We start from the raw sequence: 19,353 nt of genomic DNA on the forward strand, positions 1-19,353 counted from the left end.
CCGATATAATAGTCTACCCATGTCTCGTCCACACGCAGCCGCCACTCGGCCGGCAATTCCACCCGCGGCCGCCACTCGGCCGACAATCCAGTGCTCTTATTGCACCGCAGCGTTGCCGAACCGAGAAACGAATTTCCAGATATTGCAGGGGATGGAAAATATTCGGGCGGATTTAGGTGGCAATCCGCCTTACGACGCGAGTTTCAACTCCGGACTTGCAAAGCTCTCGAAGGTAGGCCGGCTGAAAACATAGCCCTGCACGAGCGACACGCCGAGATCGCGCAGGACCTTGAGCTCTTCATGCGTTTCAACGCCTTCGCAGACGGCAACGACGCCGAATTCGTCGAGCATGGCCAAGCTGTGTTTGACGACGACGCGCTTGGCCGCGTCCTGATCGATCCCGCGGATCAGCTCCATATCGAGCTTGACGATGTCCGGCTGGAATTGCGAAAGCAGATTGAGCCCTGAATAACCGGCGCCGAAATCGTCGATCGCCGTCTTGAACCCCATGTCCTTGTAAGTGCGCAGAATATTCAGGAGATGTTTCACATCCACCTGCTCGCCCTCGGTGAATTCGAAAATGATCCGGTCCAGCGGAAAACCCGCCTGCGTGGCCGTCGCAAGCGTCAGTCGGATACAGGCCCGCGGCTCGTATACGGCGTTCGGCATGAAATTGATGGAAAGCTTGGTGTCCGGAGAACCAGCGCCCAGGCGCGCCGCAAGCTGAATGGCTTTGACGCGGCACTGCTGGTCGAACGCATAGCGGTTATGCTCGGTTACCCGCGACAGGACCGACATGGCGCCCTCCCCACCGAGCCCGCGAACCAGAGCCTCCTGCGCGAAGACCGTACCGGTTCGCAGATCGACGATCGGCTGGAAAGCCATCGAAAATGGGATTTCGAAACCCTCGCCATCGCGGCATCCCACACAACCAGCCATCACACTATCTCCCGCAATCAGGAGGCGATGGGTATCACAGCACCCCTTAAAAAAGGATCTTCGAATTTACGCCGATTTATGGTTGCCTTTCGGGAATTGCATCGCCAGCTCGCGATACCACTTGCCGCTTTTCTTGATCGTCCGTTCCTGGGTCTCGTAGTTCACATGCACGAGGCCGAACCGCATGCGGTAGCCCTCCGCCCATTCGAAATTGTCCATCAGGCTCCAGGCGAAATAACCTTTCATCGGATAGCCGTCCCTGATCAGGTCGGCGACCACCGAAAGGTGCTCGACATAATAATCCAGACGCGGCTGATCATCCACCTCGCCGCCCGCCGGCTCCATGTTGTAGCAGGCGCCGTTCTCGGTGATGTAGCAATCCGGCAGTTCGTAGCGGCGGTAGAGATCCTCGACCAACAGCTTCAGGCCCGGTGCATAGACCTCCCAGCCGATATCCGTCTTGACGTCGCTGGCGGGCTTGGCCTCGACCGTCCAGGGGAAATCGCCGGTCCGCGTCGCATCATCATGGACCCGGTCCGGCTTGTAGTAGTTGAGACCCCACCAGTCGAGCTTCTGGCTGATGATCTTGAGATCGCCGTCTTCGACGACCGGCATGCGGTCGCCGAGCGCTTCCAGGAACGCTTTCGGATATTCGCCCTTGAAGACCGGATCGAAAAAGGCGCCGTTATGGAACTGGTGGGCGCGCTCGGCGGCGGCAAGATCCGCCGGGCTATCGGAGCCGGCGATGATCGACGCGGCGTTGATGACGGTGCCGACCGGCACGTCCGGCGTCACATGCCGGATCGCCTCGACGCCGAGCCCGTGGGCAAGGTTGACATGGTGCATGGCGGCGAGCGCCGCCTGCATGTTCTTCTCGCCCGGCGCATGGATGCCGTAGAGGTGGCTGAGCCAGACGATGCACCAGGGCTCGTTGAAGGTGGCAACCGCATCCAGCCGGTCGCCAAGCCGCGCCATCACCACCTTGGCGTAACGCTGGAAGGCGTAGGCCGTCGAGCGCGCCGCCCAGCCACCCTCGCCCATCAGCGAAAGAGGCAGGTCCCAATGATAGAGCGTCGCATAGGTCTTGATGCCGCGCGCCTTGCAGCCGTCGATGAGGCGATCGTAGAAGTCCAGCCCCTGCTCGTTGATCCGGCCGGTACCGTCCGGAATGATCCGCGGCCAGGCGATCGAGAAACGGTAGGCCTCGACGCCCATCTCCTTGATGAGATCGAGATCCTCTTCCCAGCGATTGTAATGATCGCAGGCGACATCGCCGTTGTGCCCCTGATAGACCCGGCCCGGCATCTTCGAGAACGCATCCCAGATCGAGGGCTTGCGGCCATCCGCCTTGGTAGACCCTTCGATCTGGTAGGAAGCCGTCGCGACCCCCCAGAGGAAATCGCCGGGAAACCCCGCCGCGAATTTTTCGGCGTCGGGCGTTTTGAGATTGCGGGGCTGGGGATTGCTCATCTTGGGATCGGTCATGAGGATGCCGCCAATTCTGTTGCGAGGGGTCTGCCGGACCATCTTTCGCGGCGGTTTAACCAAGCGGGGCGCTGTTGTACAGATGAGAATTCTGAAACGTTGCAGGATCTCCGCCCGGGCCATCCTCTCCAAGGCCGTGAAAAGTGCTGCGCTGTTTCCCAGAATCCGACCCTGCGCCAGCCTTGTTTCCAAAATGGGAACATGATATCTGGAAGCGGAATGCGTGTCATAGCGAAATCGACCCTCGTAAAGTTCTGTCAGCGGCTGCCGAAGGGACCAAGGGCGACCGCGGAAGCTGCAATGGCGGATTGGTACGCGACGGTTTCGAATGCCGCCTGGGCCAATTTTGCGGACGTCAAGGCGACATTTAATTCGGCGGACTACGTCTCCGGTGGAAAGATCGTCTTTGACGTCGGTGGTAACAAATATCGCGTGGTTGCGCTTATTGGCTTCCGAACCCAGCGGGTTTTCATTCTGTTTGTCGGAACCCACGCCGAATATGATCGCATCGACGTGGCAGAACTTTAGAAGGCCTGATGAAATGGATATCGATTCTGTACGTACCCTCATCGACGAGACGGAATACGAAGCGGCGTTGAAATCCGTGCGCGCCTATTTCGACAACGAACCGGAAGCCGGAACAATCGCAGCCGCGCATTTCGATGCGCTCGTGCTGCTGATCGAGGAATACGAGGCCAAGCATTACCCTATCCCGCAGGCCTCGCCGATCGAGGTGCTGAAATCGGTCATGGAAGCGAACAACTACACCCGCGCCGACCTGATCGAGATCGTCGGCTCGAAATCGCGCGCCGCCGATCTTTTGAACGGCCGGCGCGAGATCAATCTCGATCAGATCAGGAAGATCAGCCGGGCATGGCACATCCCGGCCGGTGCGCTTGTCGGCGATATTTTGGCCTGAGGCGCAAGCCCCCTCAAAGCTTCACCCACGCCCCGTTCTTCTTCGAGGACGCCACGCATGCCTCGACGAACGCAACCCCCTTCACCCCGTCGTCGACGGTCGGGTAGATCACCGCCTTGTCGACTGCGACGCCCTTCTTGGCGGCGTTGATGGCGCGGGCGGCTTCCGTGTAGATCGTCGCGAAGGCTTCGAGGTAACCTTCCGGGTGGCCGGACGGGATGCGGGAAACGCGGGCGGCGGACGGGCCGGAACCGGCGCCGTTACGGGTGATCAGCCGCTTCGGCTCGCCGAACGGCGTGAACCACAGATAGTTCGGATCGGCCTGCACCCATTCGATGCCGCCCTTGGTGCCGTAGACACGGATCTTCAGGCCGTTCTCATGGCCGGGCGCCACCTGGCTGCACCAGAGCATGCCCTTGGCGCCGCCTTCGTAGCGCAGCATCACATGCGCGTTGTCGTCGAGCCTGCGACCCTCGACGAAACTGTCGAGATCGGCGGCGAGGCTTTCGAGCGTCAGGCCGGTGATGAAGGCGGCGAGGTTATAGGCATGCGTGCCGATATCGCCGGTCGAACCGCCGGCGCCCGACTGGGCCGGATCGGTGCGCCAGACGGCCTGCTTGGCGCCGGTCTGCTCGACGGCCTCGGTCAGCCAGTCCTGTGGATACTCCACCTGCACGACGCGGATTTTCCCGAGATCGCCATTGGCGACCATTTCGCGGGCCTGCCGCACCATCGGATAACCGGTGTAATTGTGGGTGAGGATGAACAGCGCGCCGCTCTCGTCGGCCGCCTTCTTCATTTTCTTGGCGTCCGCGAGGTTGGAGGTCAGCGGCTTGTCGCAGATCACATGGATGCCGCGCTTCAGGAATTCCTTGGCGGCATCGTAATGCACGTGATTCGGGGTGACGATCGACACCGCCTCGATGCCGTCCTTCAGCCGCGCCTCGCGGATCGCCATCTCCTTGTAGCTGCCATAGGTGCGCGACGGATCGAGACCGAGATCGCGGCCCGATGCGATCGCCTTTTCCGGCGCCGACGACAGCGCGCCGGCGACCAGGTCGAACTGATCGTCCAGCCTTGCCGCCATGCGATGCACCGCCCCGATGAACGCCCCCGCCCCGCCGCCGACCATGCCGAGCCGGATGCGCGGCTCCCGCGCCTGTTCGTCCTTGCCTTCAATTGCCATGATGATTCTCCTAGAAAAATTGAATATGGATGGGGCTGCCGGGCAATCAGGAGCCCTTGATGACTTTGCGCGGCCGGCCGCCCTTGACGCCGTTGGCGCGGCTCGCGGCGATCTTTGCCGGCGACTTGGATTGTCCGCCGCGACGTTGTGCTTCCATGAAGGTCCGGCTGCCGAAGACGCCGCTCATGAGACCAGAAATCGAATAGTCCACGTCGAGGCTTTCCCAATGCAGGCCGGTTTCCCCGAGCAGCTCGACTTCGGCCAGCTGTTCATCCTCTGCCTCCGTTAGCCCTTCGAGCGAACGAGCGGGGACCATGAAAGCGGCCCCATTGGCGAACTCAACGACGATGCGGCCCAAAGGCGCGTCGAAACGGACGGAGACTGGCACGGGCCTTTGCGCCCGCTCCGTATCCCACCGTCGTTTTGCCTGGGTGAGTTCGGCATCCGTGATCTCAACCATGGTACTTTCTCCACGTCTCCCGGAATAACCGCCGGTTGGCCTCGATAACCTCGGCAGCTCGGCGAACGTCTCGGTCGGACATCCCGCCCTGGGTCAGGACCTTCAGTGTCTCGATATCGATCCGCGCTTCGCCGTCGCCATAGACATGCACATGAGCAGGCTCGTGGTCCGCCGTGTAGATGACGAACCGCAGGCCGTGCTGCCGCAGGACGGTGACCATATATCAATAACCCAACTTGTTAGGTATCTCAAGTTCGCCTCCCGAGAAGACCCTCTCTGGCCTGCCGGCCATCTCCCCACAAGGGGGGAGATGATTCGCGGCTATCACCCGTCCAAAATCGGGCGTCAGCAATGCGGCAGGCTAAACCCCTCCCCTTGTGGGGAGGGGATCTGTTTCCTTAAAGCCCCAGCATCCGCCGGTTCGCCGCCTCGTCCGTGCCGCCGCTGGCAAAATCGTCGAACGCCTTTTCGGTGACGCGGATAATGTGGGCCTTCACGAATTCGGCGCCTTCGCGGGCTCCGTCCTCGGAATTCTTCAGCGCGCATTCCCATTCGACCACGGCCCAGCCGTCGAAATCATTGGCGGTCATCTTGGAGAAGACCGAGCCGAAATCGACCTGGCCGTCGCCGAGCGAGCGAAAGCGGCCGGCGCGGCCGACCCAGCCCTGGTAACCGCCATAGACGCCCTGACGGCCGGTCGGATTGAATTCCGCGTCCTTGACGTGGAACATCTTGATCCGGTCCTTGTAGATGTCGATGTTGTCGAGATAGTCGAGGCATTGCAGCACGTAATGCGACGGGTCGTAGAGCATGTTGGCGCGCGGGTGGTTTTTCACCCGCTCAAGGAACATCTCGAAGGTGACGCCGTCATGCAGGTCTTCGCCGGGATGGATTTCGTAACATACGTCGACGCCGCAGGAATCGGCATGGTCGAGGATCGGCGTCCAGCGCTTGGCAAGCTCATCGAAGGCCGCTTCGACGAGACCGGCAGGGCGCTGCGGCCAGGGGTAGATGAACGGCCAGGCGAGCGCACCGGAAAAGGTCGCATGCGCCTTGATGCCGAGATGTTTCGAAGCGGTGAGCGCCATCTTGACCTGATCGACCGCCCAGGCCTGGCGCGCCTTCGGATTGCCGCGCACTTCCGGTGCCGCAAAACCGTCGAAGGCCTCGCCATAGGCCGGGTGCACCGCAACGAGCTGGCCCTGCAGATGGGTCGAGAGCTCGGTCACCTCGACGCCATTGGCGCGCGCGACACCCGCGAATTCGTCGCAATAATCCTTGGAAGCGGCAGCCTTCTTCAAATCGATGAGCTGACCGGCCCAGGTCGGCACCTGCACGCCGAGATACCCCTTGTCGGCCGCCCATTTGGTGATCCCGTCCCAGGTGTTGAACGGTGCCGCATCGCCCGCGAACTGGCCGAGAAAGATGGCCGGGCCCTTGATCGTCTTCATGATTTTTCCTCTTCAGAAATTGGCGTGCCTGGACTGCTTCTCCTCCCTCATTCCTGTGCTTGCCACAGGAATCCAGTGCGTCCAAGTCCTTGGGCGCGGAAGAGCCTTTTCACGGCGCAGACGCGCCGTGGCTGGATTCCTGTGACAAGCACAGGAATGAGGGTGAGGTTGTGGCCGTGCCCGCCAAAAAATAAAGGCGGGCACGGCCGTGTCGGTTATCAGAACGGAGAATCCGGGAAGTAGAAGTTCTTGGCATTGTCCTTCGTCACCAGCGTGGCGTCGAGGATGTAGGTGCCGCTGACCGGGACCTTGTCGTAGAAATTGCCGGCGGTGAGTTCCATGGCGGTCGCCACCATTGCCGGCGGATAGAGAACGTCGACCGGGATCATCTTGTCGCCGTCCATGACCTTCTTCACCATGTCCTTGGAGCCCGCGCCGCCGACCACATACTTGATGTCGGTGCGCTTGGCCTGGGAGATGGCTTCGAGAACGCCGACGGCCATGTCATCGTCCTGGCACCAGACCACGTCGATCTTCGGATACTTGGTCAGGAAGTCCTGCATCACCTTGAACGCGTCGTCGCGGCTCCAGTTGCCGAACTGGCGATCGAGGATCTTCACCTTGGAGCCGGCAATGCCCTTGTCGAAACCGTCCTGGCGTTGCTGGTCGATCGGGATCGGCAGGCCGCGGATGATGACGACCTGTGCGTCCGGCGTGGTCTTCTTGATATATTCGCCGGCGACCTGGCCGAGTGCCGGATTGTTGCCGGCGACATAAAGGTCACGAATGGTGCTGTCGTTGACGGAAGGCGCGCGGTCGACCAGCGCCACGAACGTGCCCTTGTCCTTGACCTGCTGGATGGCGTTGACGAGCGGATCCGGATCGGACGGCAGGATGACCAGCGCGTCGAGCCCCTGGACCGCGAGATCCTGCACGGCGTTGGCCTGGCTTGCCGCGTCCGGCGAGGTCTTGACGATGACGTTGAGGCCCGGATGTTCCTTCATCAGCAGCTTGGCGACGCGTTCGGCATGGAACACGACGCCGGCGGTCCAGCCGTGGTCGGCAGCCGGAATGGAAACGCCGATCGTCACCTTCTTGTCCTGGGCGAAGGCGGTGCCGGCGAAAAGTGCCAGCGACGCCACGGCCAGTCCCAAAATTTGTCTGCGCATTGTTTCTCTCTCCCACAATATCAGGGTCTTTAATATTTCAGGACCGGGCGCGACCCATCAGCCCGGTCAATCCTCCGTGGCTTATATCCGCGTCAGCGGCCTATTTCCGCATCAGCGACCTTTGAACCAGCATGGCGATGATGATGATCGCTCCCTGGATGGCGCCGATCAGGTATTCGCTGACGAAGTTGGACAACAGCATGATGTTGCCGACGATTTCCAGAATGAAGGCGCCGCAGATCGTGCCCCAGATGCGCCCGACCCCTCCCCGAAGGGCGGTGCCGCCGACGACGACCGCGGTGATCGCCTGCAGTTCCCAGAAGCTGCCGGTCGTGGCCGATGTCGAGCCGAGGCGCGGCACGTAGAGCAGCACGGCGACCGCGACGCAGAGCCCCTGGATGACATAGGTGACGGTGCGCACCCGGTTGATCGAAATGCCGGAATAGCGCGCCACGTCCTCGTTCGAGCCGACCGCGGTGACATGTCGGCCGTAACGGGTGCGATAGAGCACGAAGGCGGCAATCGCCGCGGTGACGAAGATGACGATGATCGGCACCGGCACGCCGACGAACGAGCCGGAATAGACCGGCCGGTAGAGCGCCAGAATATCGCGGTCGCGCACGGTAATGGCGCCGCCCTGACTGAGCCAGGTGGTGAGGCCGCGATAGATGCCCATCGTGCCGAGCGTGGCGATGAAGGGTTCGATCCGGCCGATCGTGGTGATCAGGCCGTTGGCGAGACCGCAGGCGGCGCCGATCGCAATCGCCAGCGCCATGCCGGCGGTGAGCGCCAGGGCCGGGTCGGCAACTGTTCCCGAATTCAGGAACAGGATCATCAGGCTGGCGACGAAGGCGAGCATGGCGCCGACCGAAAGGTCGAGCCCGCCCGCGGTGATCACATAGGTGGCGCCGAGCGCGATGACGGCGATGAAGGAGCTGCGGGTCACGACGTTCAGCAGGTTGGCCGTGGTCATGAAATTCGAGTTGGCGAAATAGCCGAGCACCAGAAGAAGGGCGAGCGCGATGAACGGAGCGATCGCCGCCATGTCCCAGTCCTTGGAGGTCTTCGGCGCCTTGGCGGTTTCGCTTGCGACATTCGCCATCACGCGGCCTCCCCTTTGGTGACGCCCGTGGCCAGCACGACGATTTCGTTTTCGTTCATATGGTCCCCCGTCACTTCGCCGACGATCCGGCCGGAGCGCATGACGAGGATGCGGTCGCAGATGCCGATCAGTTCCGGCATTTCGGAGGAGACGACGATGATCGAACGCCCCTCCTCGGCCAGGTTGGCGATGAATTTGTAGATCTGTTCCTTGTTGCCGATATCGATGCCGCGCGTCGGCTCGTCGATGATGACGATCGACGGATCGAGCAGCATCATCTTGGCGAGCAGCAGTTTCTGCTGGTTGCCGCCGGAAAGCTGGCCGGCGAGGATGTCCTTGCGGCCGGTGCGAATGTCGAAATCGCGGATCGCCTTGTCGAGTGCTGCACTTTCGCGCTTGCGGTCGATCTGCAGGGCGCCCGCGAACTTGCCGAGCGACGCGAGCGTCAGGTTGACGATCAGGTCCTTGGTAAGCAGCAGGCCCTTGCCCTTGCGGTCTTCGGACAGATAGACGATGCCGGCCTTGAGGCTCGTATGCACGTCCCTGAAATTGACCGGCTTGCCGAGATGGCGGACGGTACCGCGGCTGGGGCGAAGGCCGACCATGCCCTCCATAAGCTCGGTGCGGCCGGCGCCGACGAGGCCGGCAAAACCGAGGATCTCCCCCTTTTTCAACTGGAACGAGGCATCCTGCGCATACCCTGGAACGTTGAAATGCTCGACTTCGAGCACCGTCTCGCGCGCCTGCGCCGCATGGCGGTCCGGATAGAGTTTTGCGACGTCGCGACCGACCATCAGCCGCGCCATGTCGGCGGGCTGGAGTTCGCTCGTATTATGAGAGGCGACGAGCCTTCCGTCGCGCAGCACCGTCACCCGGTCGGCGATCTCCTTCACCTCCGGCAGGCGGTGGGAAATGTAGAGCACGCCGACGCCCTTGGCGCGGATCTGCCGGATGACCTTGAGCAGCGCGTCGGTCTCATGCGGCGTCAGCGACGCGGTCGGCTCGTCGAAGATGACGATGCGGTGCGGCACCAGCAGCACGCGGGCGATCTGCACCAGCTGGCGCTGGGCGATCGACAGGCGGCTGACGATCGTGTTCGGATCGATATCGCTGCCGAGATCGCGGACGGCCCTGGCCGCGCCCTCGTTCATGGCGCGGTCGTCGATGAAGACGCCCTTGTGCAGCTCGCGGCCGAGATAGATGTTCTGGGCGACGGTCAGATCCGGCGCCAGCAGGATTTCCTGGTGCACCAGCACGATGCCGCGATGTTCCGCATCGACCGGACCGGAAAAGTTGACGGTCTCGCCATCGATCTTCATCTCGCCGCGGGTCGGCGGCTGATTGCCGGCGATGATCTTCATCAGCGTCGATTTGCCGGCGCCGTTTTCGCCGATGATGGCGTGAACCTCGCCGGCGCGGACGGTAAGGTTGATGTCCTTGAGGACTTCGACGATGCCGAATGTCTTGGAAAGACCTGTCGCTTCGAAAAGCGGCGCGGTAGGGCTGGCGTCCACAGAACTCATCGCGCGCCACCCATGACCATAGGGCAGAGCACGGCCCGACAGTGGACCGCTGCGTTACCGACAGCACGCCTGTATATGATAATCTGCAACCCAAGCTCCTCCCTACGAGAACGCTAGCCCAGATTCTGAGGTACGTAAAGCAGATTTCCCAGGCTCACACGCGAACGTGGGGACACTTTGCGCAAACCTCCTGCCGGTTGTCGTTTGTCGCGTTGTTGTCCTTTTCCAACGCAGCGTCGGCCCCTCATCCGGCTGCGTCCTGCGGATCCTTCTCCCCGTCGTACCGGGGAGAAGGACATATGCTGCACCGTTCCGTCCCCTCTCCAACGCCGCTCGTGGCACGTCCCCTCTCCCCGCAAGCGGGGAGAGGGTTAGGGTGAGGGGCAGCGCGAGCCCATCAAACGCAAACGTTCAAACGTAACGATTGACGACGTTTTCCAAATACTCCTGGCGACCCGACTTCGGTTCCGGGTTGATGTTCTGCTTCTCGACCCAGGAGGCGATGTCGTCGAGCTTGTATTCGCCGCGCAGCATTTTCTGGTATTCGGGGCTGTCCCACTTCTCGTAGCGGGCATCGAGCGGGGCCTTCAAGGCACCGTCGTCGAGCATCTTCGCCGCCGCCTTGATGCCGCGGGCGCAGCAGTCCATGCCGCCGATATGGCCGATCAGCAGGTCTTGCGGGTCGAGCGACTGGCGGCGCAGTTTCGCGTCGAAATTGGTGCCGCCGTTCTGGAAGCCGCCGCCGGCGAGCACATGGTAATAGGCGAGCGCCATTTCCGGCACGTTGTTCGGGAACTGGTCGGTATCCCAGCCGGACTGCATGTCGTTGCGGTTCATGTCGATCGAGCCGAAAATGCCGAAGGCGTTGGCCATGGCGATCTCGTGTTCGAAGGAATGGCCGGCGAGGATCGCATGACCCTGCTCGATATTGACCTTCACTTCCTTCTCAAGCCCGTTCTTCTGCAGGAACGCGTAGACGGTCGCGACGTCGTAGTCGTACTGGTGCTTGGTCGGCTCCTGCGGCTTCGGCTCGATCAGGATCGTGCCTTCAAAACCGATCTTGTACTTGTATTCGACCACCAGATTGAGGAAGCGGCCCATCTGGTCGAGCTCGCGCGGCAGGTCAGTGTTGAGCAGCGTCTCGTAACCTTCGCGGCCGCCCCACAGCACGTAGTTGGACCCGCCGAGCTTCTTGGTGGCGTCGAGGCAGGTCTTCACCGTTGCCGCGGCAAACGCGAAGACGTCCGGATCCGGATTGGTGGCGGCACCCGACATGTAGCGGCGGTTGGAGAAGAGGTTCGCAGTGCCCCAGAGCAGCTTGACGCCGGTCTCGGCCTGCTTCTTCTCGAAATAGTCGACGATCTCGTTGAGGTTCCTCGTGTTCTCGGCGAAATTGTTGCCTTCCGGACGCACGTCGGCATCGTGGAAGCAGTAGAAGGGCGAGCCGAGCAGCTGGAAGAATTCAAACGCGACGTCCGCCTTCATCTTCGCCGCTTCCATCGTGTCGGAGAACCACGGGCGCTGGAATGTCTGGCCGCCGAAGGGATCGCCGCCCGGCCAGGTGAAGGTATGCCAATAAGCGACGGCGAACCGGAGGTGATCCTCCATGCGCTTGCCCGCGACGATCTCATCGGGGTTGTAGTGGCGGAAGGCCAGCGGATTGGTGCTATCCGGGCCTTCGTATTTGATCTTCTGGATGTCTCCGAAAAAGCCTGTGCTCATGGGGTGTTTCTCCTATCGAGTATTTGAGAGCGCTAAAGATCCCCTTCTGCCTGCCGGCATCTCCCCCACAAGGGGGAGAACGCTGGTGGCACCGCCTTGCCCAATCGGAAAAGCGGAACTCGGGGCAATAAAGCCCCTCCCCCTTGTGGGGAGGGGTTGGGAGGGGTCTTTTCAACGCACCTCCAAGTGGAAGCCGTTCAATGCGCCAGCGACTTGATCGCCGGATAGAGCGCCCGGTAGCGCCCATAGGCAGCCTCATAAGCCTCCGACAGCCCCGAGACCGGCTCGATGGTCTCGTCGGTCTTCGGCGCCGAGCAGACGGAAAGCGGGTCGGCACCGGTTGCAGCGATCAGCCCCAGCCGGGCGGCACCGAAGGCGGCTCCGAAATCGCCGTCGGCCGGAATATCCACCGGCACGCCGAGAGAGGTGGCGATCGACTGCAGCCAGTAGCGTGAACGCGAGCCGCCGCCGATCGCGGTGACGCGGGAAATCGAGGTACCGGCTGATTTCAGCGCCTCGAGATTGTCGCGGATCGCAAAGGTGACACCTTCGAGCACCGCCTGGGTCAGCACCGCGCGGCTGCTCTCGTGTTCGAGGCCGATGAAGGCGCCGCGGATGGCCGCATCATTGTGCGGCGTGCGCTCGCCGGAAAGGTAGGGCAGGAAGGTGACGCCCGATGGGACCTTCAGCGCATCGCCGAGTTCCTGGGTGAGCTCGGCTGCCGTCTTGCCGGTAATGTTCGAATACCAGTTGAGCGCGTCGGTCGCCGACAGGATGACGCCCATCTGATGCCAGGTCTTCGGCAGCGCATGGCAGAAGGCATGCACGGCGCTTTCCGGCTTCGGCAGATAGGCGGCGTTGGCGGCAAACAGCACGCCGGACGTGCCGAGCGAGACGAAGGCTTGACCCTCCGCGACCGTGCCCATGCCGCAGGCCGACGCCGCATTGTCCCCTGCCCCGCCGGCGATCACGACGCCTTCGGCCATGCCCCATTTGTAGGAAAGTTCGCCGCGCAGCTTGCCTGCCTGTTCGGTGCCCTCGACCAGCGACGGCATCTGTTTTTCGTCAAGGCCCGTCGCGGCAAGCAGTTCGGACGACCATTTGCGGGCGCCGGTATCGAGCCAGGACGTGCCGGCGGAATCGGACATTTCGGAAATGTGCTCGCCGGTCAGCCAGAGGCGCAGATAATCCTTCGGCAGCAGCACCTTGGCGACCTTCGCAAAGATCTCCGGCTCGTTCTTGGCGACCCAGACGAGCTTCGGGGCGGTGAAGCCCGGGAAGACGATATTGCCGGTGAGCTTGCGGAAGATCGGGTTGGCGTCGAGCGCGGCGGCCTCCTGATGGGAACGGGTGTCGTTCCACAGGATGCAGGGACGCAGCACCTTGTCTTCGGCGTCGAGCAACGTCGCGCCGTGCATCTGGCCGGAAAGGCCGATGCCCTTCACCGCCCCGAGTTCCTTCGGGAACTTCGCCTTGAGACCGGCGACGGCCTCTTCGGTGGCGCGGATCCAGTGGGCCGGATCCTGCTCCGACCAGCCGGAATGCGGCCGCGAGACGTCCAGCGAGCCGCTCGCCGAACCGATAATTCTCTGATCGCCGTCGATCAGCATCGCCTTCACGCCGGACGTACCGAGATCGAGACCGAGATACATGGTGCAACTCCCTCTTCTGCCTTCAGGGCAGATTGTCTTTCAGAAAAATGTCGATGCGGATGCGTTCCTGTGCTGCGAGCACCGGCAGTCCGTCGGCCTTGGCCTTCAGCACGCGGATGGCGCTGCGGACTTCGTGGCCCGCATCCTGGTTCAGCACCGCGTCGATGACACCGTCGGCAAGTGCCGCACGGGTCGAGGCGGTCAGTTCGTGGGCGATGACGAGCGGCCGGCGAACAGCGCCCGCCTTCTGTAGCGCGCGGATGAGACCGCGATTGCCGGCGCCGAGACTGTAGATGCCGGCAATGTCGGCATTGCGGCGCAGCGCATCGGCGATCATCGTTTCAGTGAGCTCCGGGTCGTCGCGGCCTTCGAGCACGGGCAGAATGTGAACGTTCGGATAGGCCTGACCGATGACCGTCGAAAAACCCTCCAGACGCTCGCGATGGTCGCGCACCAGCATGGAGCCGGCAAGCACCGCGACGGTCGCCCCCCGTTCCTCCATCAGGGGGCCACTGAGGAAACGGCCCATCAGGCTGCCCGCCGTGCGGCCGGCGGCGATATTGTCGATGCCCGCATAATGGTCGCGGGAGGAATCCGGCAGGTCGGAGACCAAGGTCACCATCGGGATGCCGGCCTGCCGCAGGCGCTCGGCGGCGGCACGGACTTCCGGCGCGTCGATGGCGACGAAGGCGACGCCGGCCGGCTTTTCGGCGAGCACGGTTTCGAGGGCGGCAACCAGCGCGCCCGGATCGAAGGGCGGCACGTCGGCGATGCGGATATCGGTGCGCTCGGCGCTGGAGCGGGCGACCGCGCCGCGTACTTCCTCATGCAGGCCGATCATGAAGGAATTGTCGTTGGCCGGCAGGATGAAGACGAAGGAATAGGTGCGGCTCTTGGCAAGGTTGGCGGCGGCAAGATCGCGCACATAGCCAAGCGAGGCGATGGCCCCCTCCACCTTGCCGCGGGTGACGGAGCGCACGCCCGGCCGGCCGTTGAGAACCCGGTCGACTGTCGCAAGGCTGACGCCCGCAATCTTCGCGATGTCGTGGACAGTGGGCTTCATGAATTCCTCCGCCGCCCGTGTTAGCGGAAATTCTGAGGTACGTAAATCAAAATTTGAGGTACGTGTTTCAAGAAAGCCGATCCCAAAAAAGAAAAAGGCCGTCACTTGCGTGGCGGCCCCTTCCCGGCGGTGGAATGCTGCAATCAATGCCCTCCGCCACCGGCGCCCGCAGGGCGGGCCGGCTTGGCGATCAGGAAGACGAAGAAGACCAGACTGCCGAACAGCCCCGTCAGGACGAAGAAGACATCCATGAAGGAAAGCAGCAAGGCCTGCTGGGTAATGATGCCGGAGAGCTTCTGCAGCGCGACGGCGCTGCCGTCGAGGCCGAAGGAATTGTAGTTGGCACCGACGCTGTCGAGCCAGTTCATCGCAGCCGGATTGCCGTAGTTGACGTGTTCGGAAAGCCGGGCGTAGTGCTCGTCGGAACGCTGGGTCAGCGCGGTGTTGATGACGGCGAGGCCGACCGCGCCGCCGAGGTTGCGGGTCAGGTTGAAAAGGCCGGACGCACCCTGGATGCGCTGCGGCGCGAGCGTCCCGAGCGCGATATTGCTGATCGGCACCATGCACATCATCATCCCGAACCCGCGCAGGATCTGTGGCAGCAGCAGTTCGTAGAAATCCCAGTCGGCGGTGATGCCGGTCATCAAGTATGTGCCCATCGCAAACGAGCCGAAACCGACGGCCATCAGGATGCGCAGGTCGACACTGTTCGACAGCCGCCCGACGAGCGGCGCCGAGACGAACATGGCGATGCCGGAAACGAACATCGTCTCCCCGATCATCAGCGAATCGTAGTGACGGATGCGACCGAGATAGAGCGGATAGAGATAGGTGAGCCCGTAGAGCCCGACGCCCATGATGAAGGAGAACAATGAACCGAAGGCGAAATTGGCGTTGCCGAATGCCCTCAGATCGACGATCGGGAACTCGACCTTGAAGGCACGCCAGAAGAATACCAAGGCGCCGATGACGATGAAGACGGTGCCTATGACGATCTTGTCGTCGCTGAACCAGTCCTTGTTGTTGCCTTCTTCCAGCACGTATTCCAGCGCACCGAGGAAGACAGCCATGGAGGCGAGCCCCCACCAGTCGAACTTCTTCATCAGCTGCAGCTGCGGCTTGTCGAAGTCGATCAGCGTGAAGGTGACGACGGTGACGATGATGCCGGGGATGACGTTGACCAGGAACAGCCAGTGCCAGGAGAAGGAATTGGAAAGGTAACCGCCGACAGTCGGGCCGATCGTCGGGGCGAGCGTCGCGACGAGGCCGATGATCGGTGACACGATGCTGCGCTTCGACGGCGGGAAGATGGTGAAGGCCGCCGCGAAGACCAGAAGGGATCATGCCGCCGCCGATGAAGCCCTGGATGGCGCGATAGACGATCATCTCGTCGATATTCGTGGCAGTGGCGCAAAGGATGCTGGCCAGCGTGAAGCCCGCTGCGCACATGGAGAACAGGATGCGCGTCGACATGATGCGGGCAAGGGTGCCCGACAGCGGGATCATGATCACTTCGGCGATCAGGTAGGAGGTCTGCACCCAGGCGATTTCATCCGAGCCGGCGGAAAGGCCGGCCTGGATTTCCGCGAGCGAGGCCGAGACGATCTGGATGTCGAGAATCGACATGAACATTCCGAAGACCATCGCGAAGAAGGCGATGAGCTTGCGTCTGTCCATCGGCTGGTCGGCTGGCATCGCCATAGGGGGCGGACCCGCCGTGGCCGTTGCTCCTGCCATGGCCGCTCTCCTTGGTTCTCTTTACTTGGCAGCGACGGCGCCAATGCCGGGCGCGGTCCGGGTATCGACGTCGACGACGACGCTCAAGCCGGCGCGAAGGTGCTGGCGTTCGAGGTCTTCCTTCGGGATCGAGATGCGAACCGGAACGCGCTGCACGACCTTGGTGAAGTTGCCGGTCGCGTTTTCCGGCGGCAGCATCGAGAAGACGGCACCGGAAGCGGGCGCGATCGACACCACCGTGCCTGTGATGTTGTGATCCTCATAGGCATCCACATGCACGCGGACCTTGGAACCCGGCTGCAGGTTGCCAAGCTGGGTTTCCTTGAAATTCGCCTCGATATAGAGCTCGGTCAGCGGCACCAGCGACGCGAGCCGCTTGCCGGTCGAGACGAGATCGCCCGTCTGGACCGAGAGGTTGCCGATGACGCCGTCATAGGGCGCCTTCAGGACCGTGAAGTTCAGATCCCGCTGGGCCTGGTCTCGGGCAAGATCCTGGGTATGGATCGTATTGACCGCCTCGTCGCGCTGGGCACGCAGGAGGCCGATATTGGCCTGGGCCGACGCGACGGCCGCCTGGCCGGCGACGAGATTGGCGCGGGCCTGCTCAAGCGCGATCTCGGCATTGTCGAGCGCCGCGGCGGTGCCGACCGCACTTGCCTGCAGGCTCGTCGCGCGCTTCTGGGTGATCTCGGCACCGCGAACCGCGGCTTCGAGAGCGCCCTGCTGGGCCTGGGCCTGCTTCACCGCCGCTTCGCCGCCGACGATCTGCGCGTCGATGCGGGAGACAGCGAGTTTGGCGGATTCGATAGCAGTCTGTGCCTTGCGAAGTGCAAGCTGATAATCGCCGTCGTCGAGCGTGACGAGCGGTTCGCCGGCCTTGACGGCCTGGTTCTCGACAACATTGACCTTCGCGACGTAGCCGGACACCTTTGGCGAGATCACCGCGATATCGCCTTCGACATACGCGTCGTCCGTGGAAACCAGGAACCGACCGTCGATCCACCAGTTGTAACCATACCAGCCAGCGCCACCGAGGAGGGCAAGCGCAATGATCGGCAACAGCAGACCGCGGCGTTTCTTCTTTTCAGGCGCCTTGGCGGCCGCGGGGGCCGCAATCGCCTCGGCCGCAGCGGGCTGTTCTACAGCCGGGGAGCCTTTGCGGGCCTCGGCCTTGGGGAGGCCAGCATTTTCCGTCGTCACGGCGCGCAGTGCGCCGGAATTCTGAGAGGACGTCATCTTCTATCTACCGTCTTGGGAGCGTCTTATTCCATCGAACCGATCGGTTCAGCGAGCTTGACATAGACCCATCGATGACACATATCAAGAGCAATCGAACCGCTCGGTTCGAAAAGGTTAAAAAAGGGCATCGAAATGGCCAGGCAGACAAGGAAACTGGAAATATCCGATCCGGTTCCCGCCGGACGTTTCGCAGCGGGCGAGGACCCGGCGAAACGGGAGCAGATTATCGACGGGGCGAACCGCGTCTTCATGAAGCTCGGCTTCGACGCGGCAAGCATGAACGACATCACCCGCGAGGCAGGTGTTTCGAAAGGGACGATCTACGTCTACTTCCAGAACAAGGAAGACCTGTTCGGCGCGATCATTGCCCGTGAGCGCGAACGGATCACGCTGCGCATGCGTGATATCCTCGCCGGCAGCGAGGAAGTCGAGGACGGCCTCTACCGCTTCGGCATGGGTTTTGCGACGCATATCACCGCATCGCAGGTGATAGAGGCGATGCGTACGGTGATCGGCGTCGTCGATCGCCTGCCGAGCCTCTGCCGGCATTTCTTCAATTCGTCGTCCCAGAACGTCCGCACCGTGCTCGACGATTTCATCAGGCGTCACGTGGAACTCGGCAATCTCAAGGTGGAGGATACCGATCTCGCAGCCCGTCAATTCGTCGACATGGTGAGCGGCACCTTCCTCAAACTGCGCCTTTTCGGCGATCTCAAGGATGCACCACCGTTCAGCGAGATCGACCACGTCGTTACGGGCGCGATCCGGGTGTTCATGGCAGCCTATGGCGTCCATGACAATTCCGTGACCGCAAAAACGAAAGAACATGCCTGATTTCAGGAGGTTGTAGCGCAACCTCCTCTTGTCTTCCGCTCATCAATCCTTAAATCGGGGAGGCAATTACGCCTTGCGATTGAAAGAAGGGAATGTTGATGCAGGATATCGTCGTGCTGGTTCAGGATCCGGCCGCCTGGGTGGCGCTTGTCACCCTCGTCGTCATGGAAGTCGTGCTCGGCATCGACAACCTCATCTTCATCTCCATCCTCACCAACAAGCTGCCGCCCGAAAACCGTGAGCGTGCCCGCAAGATCGGCATCGGCCTGGCACTCGTCATGCGGCTCGCCCTGCTCGGCACCGTCGCCTGGATCGTCCAACTTACCAACCCGATCTTCGAGGCCTTCGGCCACGGCTTCTCGTGGAAGGACCTGATCCTGATCGCCGGCGGCCTTTTCCTCGTCTGGAAGGCGACCAAGGAAATCCATCACTCCGTCGATGTCGACGACCACAAGGAAGACCTGGTCGGCGCTGGCAAGGACGTGCTCAAGATGAGCTTCGCCTCGGCAATCGGCCAGATCCTGCTGCTCGACCTTGTCTTCTCGATCGACAGCATCATCACCGCCGTCGGCATGACGCCGCATCTGCCGATCATGGTGGTCGCCGTCCTGGCGGCCGTCACCGTGATGCTGATCGCTGCCACACCGCTTGCCAATTTCATCGAGAAGAACCCGACCATCGTCATGCTGGCACTCGCCTTCCTGCTGATGATCGGCGGCACCCTGATCGTCGAAGGTTTTGGCGTGCACGTGCCCAAGGGCTACATCTACGCCGCCATGGCCTTCTCGGCGGCGGTGGAAGCGCTCAACATGTTCGCCAAGAACGCCCGCAAGAAGAAGACGGGCGGCGGAACGACGCTGCATTGAGTTGAG

Annotated in this window: 17 protein-coding genes and 1 pseudogene; 4 read left to right on the top strand and 14 right to left on the bottom strand. The window is 62.2% G+C overall.

Features of this window, described 5'->3' with window-relative positions:
• Positions 1–189 precede the first annotated feature (189 nt).
• Together LZK81_RS17010 and LZK81_RS17015 are read right to left on the bottom strand one after the other, a co-directional pair.
• Entirely contained in the window at positions 190–939 is a 750-nt protein-coding gene (locus tag LZK81_RS17010; RefSeq protein WP_233954008.1) for an EAL domain-containing protein, read from the bottom strand.
• A 66-nt stretch (positions 940–1,005) separates the two neighbouring features.
• The gene (locus LZK81_RS17015; protein WP_233956599.1) at positions 1,006–2,409 is read right to left on the bottom strand and encodes a GH1 family beta-glucosidase; all 1,404 of its coding nucleotides are present in this window, start codon (positions 2,407–2,409) and stop codon (positions 1,006–1,008) included.
• A gap of 315 nt (positions 2,410–2,724) precedes the next feature.
• Between LZK81_RS17015 and LZK81_RS17020 the strand changes: the two genes are divergently transcribed.
• Both LZK81_RS17020 and LZK81_RS17025 read left to right on the top strand, forming a co-directional pair.
• Positions 2,725–2,952, top strand: a complete 228-nt coding sequence (locus tag LZK81_RS17020; RefSeq protein ID WP_233954009.1) for a type II toxin-antitoxin system HigB family toxin — start codon at positions 2,725–2,727, stop codon at positions 2,950–2,952.
• Between the two features lie 13 nt (positions 2,953–2,965).
• Complete coding sequence (locus tag LZK81_RS17025; RefSeq protein ID WP_046624724.1) at positions 2,966–3,343, top strand: helix-turn-helix domain-containing protein; 378 nt, start codon at positions 2,966–2,968, stop codon at positions 3,341–3,343.
• 13 nt (positions 3,344–3,356) lie between these two features.
• On the opposite strand, the gene LZK81_RS17030 is transcribed toward LZK81_RS17025, so the two are convergent.
• The 12 genes and pseudogenes from LZK81_RS17030 to LZK81_RS17085 all read right to left on the bottom strand — a co-directional run bounded on the left by LZK81_RS17030 (position 3,357) and on the right by LZK81_RS17085 (position 17,644).
• Positions 3,357–4,529, bottom strand: a complete 1,173-nt coding sequence (locus tag LZK81_RS17030; RefSeq protein ID WP_046604488.1) for a Gfo/Idh/MocA family protein — start codon at positions 4,527–4,529, stop codon at positions 3,357–3,359.
• A 46-nt stretch (positions 4,530–4,575) separates the two neighbouring features.
• Positions 4,576–4,989 (bottom strand): DUF2442 domain-containing protein, encoded by a 414-nt coding sequence (locus LZK81_RS17035; RefSeq protein ID WP_233954010.1) that lies wholly within the window; start codon positions 4,987–4,989, stop codon positions 4,576–4,578.
• The gene (locus LZK81_RS17040) at positions 4,982–5,209 is read right to left on the bottom strand and encodes a DUF4160 domain-containing protein (RefSeq protein ID WP_233954011.1); all 228 of its coding nucleotides are present in this window, start codon (positions 5,207–5,209) and stop codon (positions 4,982–4,984) included. The genes LZK81_RS17035 and LZK81_RS17040 overlap by 8 nt, the downstream gene beginning before the upstream one ends.
• 178 nt (positions 5,210–5,387) lie before the next feature.
• The gene (locus LZK81_RS17045) at positions 5,388–6,440 is read right to left on the bottom strand and encodes a sugar phosphate isomerase/epimerase family protein (protein ID WP_233954012.1); all 1,053 of its coding nucleotides are present in this window, start codon (positions 6,438–6,440) and stop codon (positions 5,388–5,390) included.
• Between the two features lie 218 nt (positions 6,441–6,658).
• Entirely contained in the window at positions 6,659–7,609 is a 951-nt protein-coding gene (locus LZK81_RS17050; RefSeq protein WP_233954013.1) for a substrate-binding domain-containing protein, read from the bottom strand.
• A 100-nt stretch (positions 7,610–7,709) separates the two neighbouring features.
• Positions 7,710–8,711, bottom strand: coding sequence for an ABC transporter permease (locus tag LZK81_RS17055; protein ID WP_233954014.1), 1,002 nt, complete (start codon positions 8,709–8,711; stop codon positions 7,710–7,712).
• Positions 8,711–10,234: a sugar ABC transporter ATP-binding protein gene (locus LZK81_RS17060; protein WP_233954015.1), complete on the bottom strand. Its 1,524-nt coding sequence runs from the start codon at positions 10,232–10,234 to the stop codon at positions 8,711–8,713. The genes LZK81_RS17055 and LZK81_RS17060 overlap by 1 nt, the downstream gene beginning before the upstream one ends.
• A 411-nt stretch (positions 10,235–10,645) precedes the next feature.
• Positions 10,646–11,956: a xylose isomerase gene (gene xylA, locus LZK81_RS17065; RefSeq protein ID WP_233954016.1), complete on the bottom strand. Its 1,311-nt coding sequence runs from the start codon at positions 11,954–11,956 to the stop codon at positions 10,646–10,648.
• Positions 11,957–12,153: 197 nt separating this feature from the next.
• The gene (gene xylB, locus LZK81_RS17070; RefSeq protein ID WP_233954017.1) at positions 12,154–13,608 is read right to left on the bottom strand and encodes a xylulokinase; all 1,455 of its coding nucleotides are present in this window, start codon (positions 13,606–13,608) and stop codon (positions 12,154–12,156) included.
• Between the two features lie 22 nt (positions 13,609–13,630).
• A complete protein-coding gene (locus tag LZK81_RS17075) occupies positions 13,631–14,671 on the bottom strand; it encodes a LacI family DNA-binding transcriptional regulator (protein ID WP_233954018.1) in 1,041 nt (346 codons plus the stop codon).
• 143 nt (positions 14,672–14,814) lie between these two features.
• A pseudogene (locus LZK81_RS17080) lies at positions 14,815–16,408 on the bottom strand (DHA2 family efflux MFS transporter permease subunit).
• Between the two features lie 21 nt (positions 16,409–16,429).
• A complete protein-coding gene (locus tag LZK81_RS17085) occupies positions 16,430–17,644 on the bottom strand; it encodes an HlyD family secretion protein (RefSeq protein WP_233954019.1) in 1,215 nt (404 codons plus the stop codon).
• 135 nt (positions 17,645–17,779) lie between these two features.
• Between LZK81_RS17085 and LZK81_RS17090 the strand changes: the two genes are divergently transcribed.
• Both LZK81_RS17090 and LZK81_RS17095 read left to right on the top strand, forming a co-directional pair.
• Positions 17,780–18,481 carry a TetR/AcrR family transcriptional regulator gene (locus LZK81_RS17090; RefSeq protein WP_046604475.1) on the top strand — a complete coding sequence of 234 codons (702 nt, stop codon included), beginning with the start codon at positions 17,780–17,782 and terminating at the stop codon, positions 18,479–18,481.
• Between the two features lie 98 nt (positions 18,482–18,579).
• Positions 18,580–19,347: a TerC family protein gene (locus tag LZK81_RS17095; protein WP_046604637.1), complete on the top strand. Its 768-nt coding sequence runs from the start codon at positions 18,580–18,582 to the stop codon at positions 19,345–19,347.
• Positions 19,348–19,353: the final 6 nt, after the last annotated feature.

The sequence above is a fragment of the Neorhizobium galegae genome, assembly GCF_021391675.1.
GTDB classification, from domain to species: Bacteria; Pseudomonadota; Alphaproteobacteria; order Rhizobiales; family Rhizobiaceae; genus Neorhizobium; species Neorhizobium galegae_B.

What these genes read in the sequence shown, in the direction of transcription:
- LZK81_RS17030 (WP_046604488.1), bottom strand. Translation starts at nt 4,529, where the DNA reads ATGGCAATTGAAGGCAAGGACGAACAGGCGCGGGAGCCGCGCATCCGG.
- LZK81_RS17045 (WP_233954012.1), bottom strand. Translation starts at nt 6,440, where the DNA reads ATGAAGACGATCAAGGGCCCGGCCATCTTTCTCGGCCAGTTCGCGGGC.
- LZK81_RS17085 (WP_233954019.1), bottom strand. Translation starts at nt 17,644, where the DNA reads ATGACGTCCTCTCAGAATTCCGGCGCACTGCGCGCCGTGACGACGGAA.
- LZK81_RS17090 (WP_046604475.1), top strand. Translation starts at nt 17,780, where the DNA reads ATGGCCAGGCAGACAAGGAAACTGGAAATATCCGATCCGGTTCCCGCC.
- LZK81_RS17040 (WP_233954011.1), bottom strand. Translation starts at nt 5,209, where the DNA reads ATGGTCACCGTCCTGCGGCAGCACGGCCTGCGGTTCGTCATCTACACG.
- xylA (WP_233954016.1), bottom strand. Translation starts at nt 11,956, where the DNA reads ATGAGCACAGGCTTTTTCGGAGACATCCAGAAGATCAAATACGAAGGC.
- LZK81_RS17020 (WP_233954009.1), top strand. Translation starts at nt 2,725, where the DNA reads ATGGCGGATTGGTACGCGACGGTTTCGAATGCCGCCTGGGCCAATTTT.
- LZK81_RS17015 (WP_233956599.1), bottom strand. Translation starts at nt 2,409, where the DNA reads ATGAGCAATCCCCAGCCCCGCAATCTCAAAACGCCCGACGCCGAAAAA.
- LZK81_RS17075 (WP_233954018.1), bottom strand. Translation starts at nt 14,671, where the DNA reads ATGAAGCCCACTGTCCACGACATCGCGAAGATTGCGGGCGTCAGCCTT.
- LZK81_RS17095 (WP_046604637.1), top strand. Translation starts at nt 18,580, where the DNA reads ATGCAGGATATCGTCGTGCTGGTTCAGGATCCGGCCGCCTGGGTGGCG.
- LZK81_RS17060 (WP_233954015.1), bottom strand. Translation starts at nt 10,234, where the DNA reads ATGAGTTCTGTGGACGCCAGCCCTACCGCGCCGCTTTTCGAAGCGACA.
- LZK81_RS17035 (WP_233954010.1), bottom strand. Translation starts at nt 4,989, where the DNA reads ATGGTTGAGATCACGGATGCCGAACTCACCCAGGCAAAACGACGGTGG.
- LZK81_RS17010 (WP_233954008.1), bottom strand. Translation starts at nt 939, where the DNA reads ATGGCTGGTTGTGTGGGATGCCGCGATGGCGAGGGTTTCGAAATCCCA.
- LZK81_RS17055 (WP_233954014.1), bottom strand. Translation starts at nt 8,711, where the DNA reads ATGGCGAATGTCGCAAGCGAAACCGCCAAGGCGCCGAAGACCTCCAAG.
- LZK81_RS17050 (WP_233954013.1), bottom strand. Translation starts at nt 7,609, where the DNA reads ATGCGCAGACAAATTTTGGGACTGGCCGTGGCGTCGCTGGCACTTTTC.
- LZK81_RS17025 (WP_046624724.1), top strand. Translation starts at nt 2,966, where the DNA reads ATGGATATCGATTCTGTACGTACCCTCATCGACGAGACGGAATACGAA.
- xylB (WP_233954017.1), bottom strand. Translation starts at nt 13,608, where the DNA reads ATGTATCTCGGTCTCGATCTCGGTACGTCCGGCGTGAAGGCGATGCTG.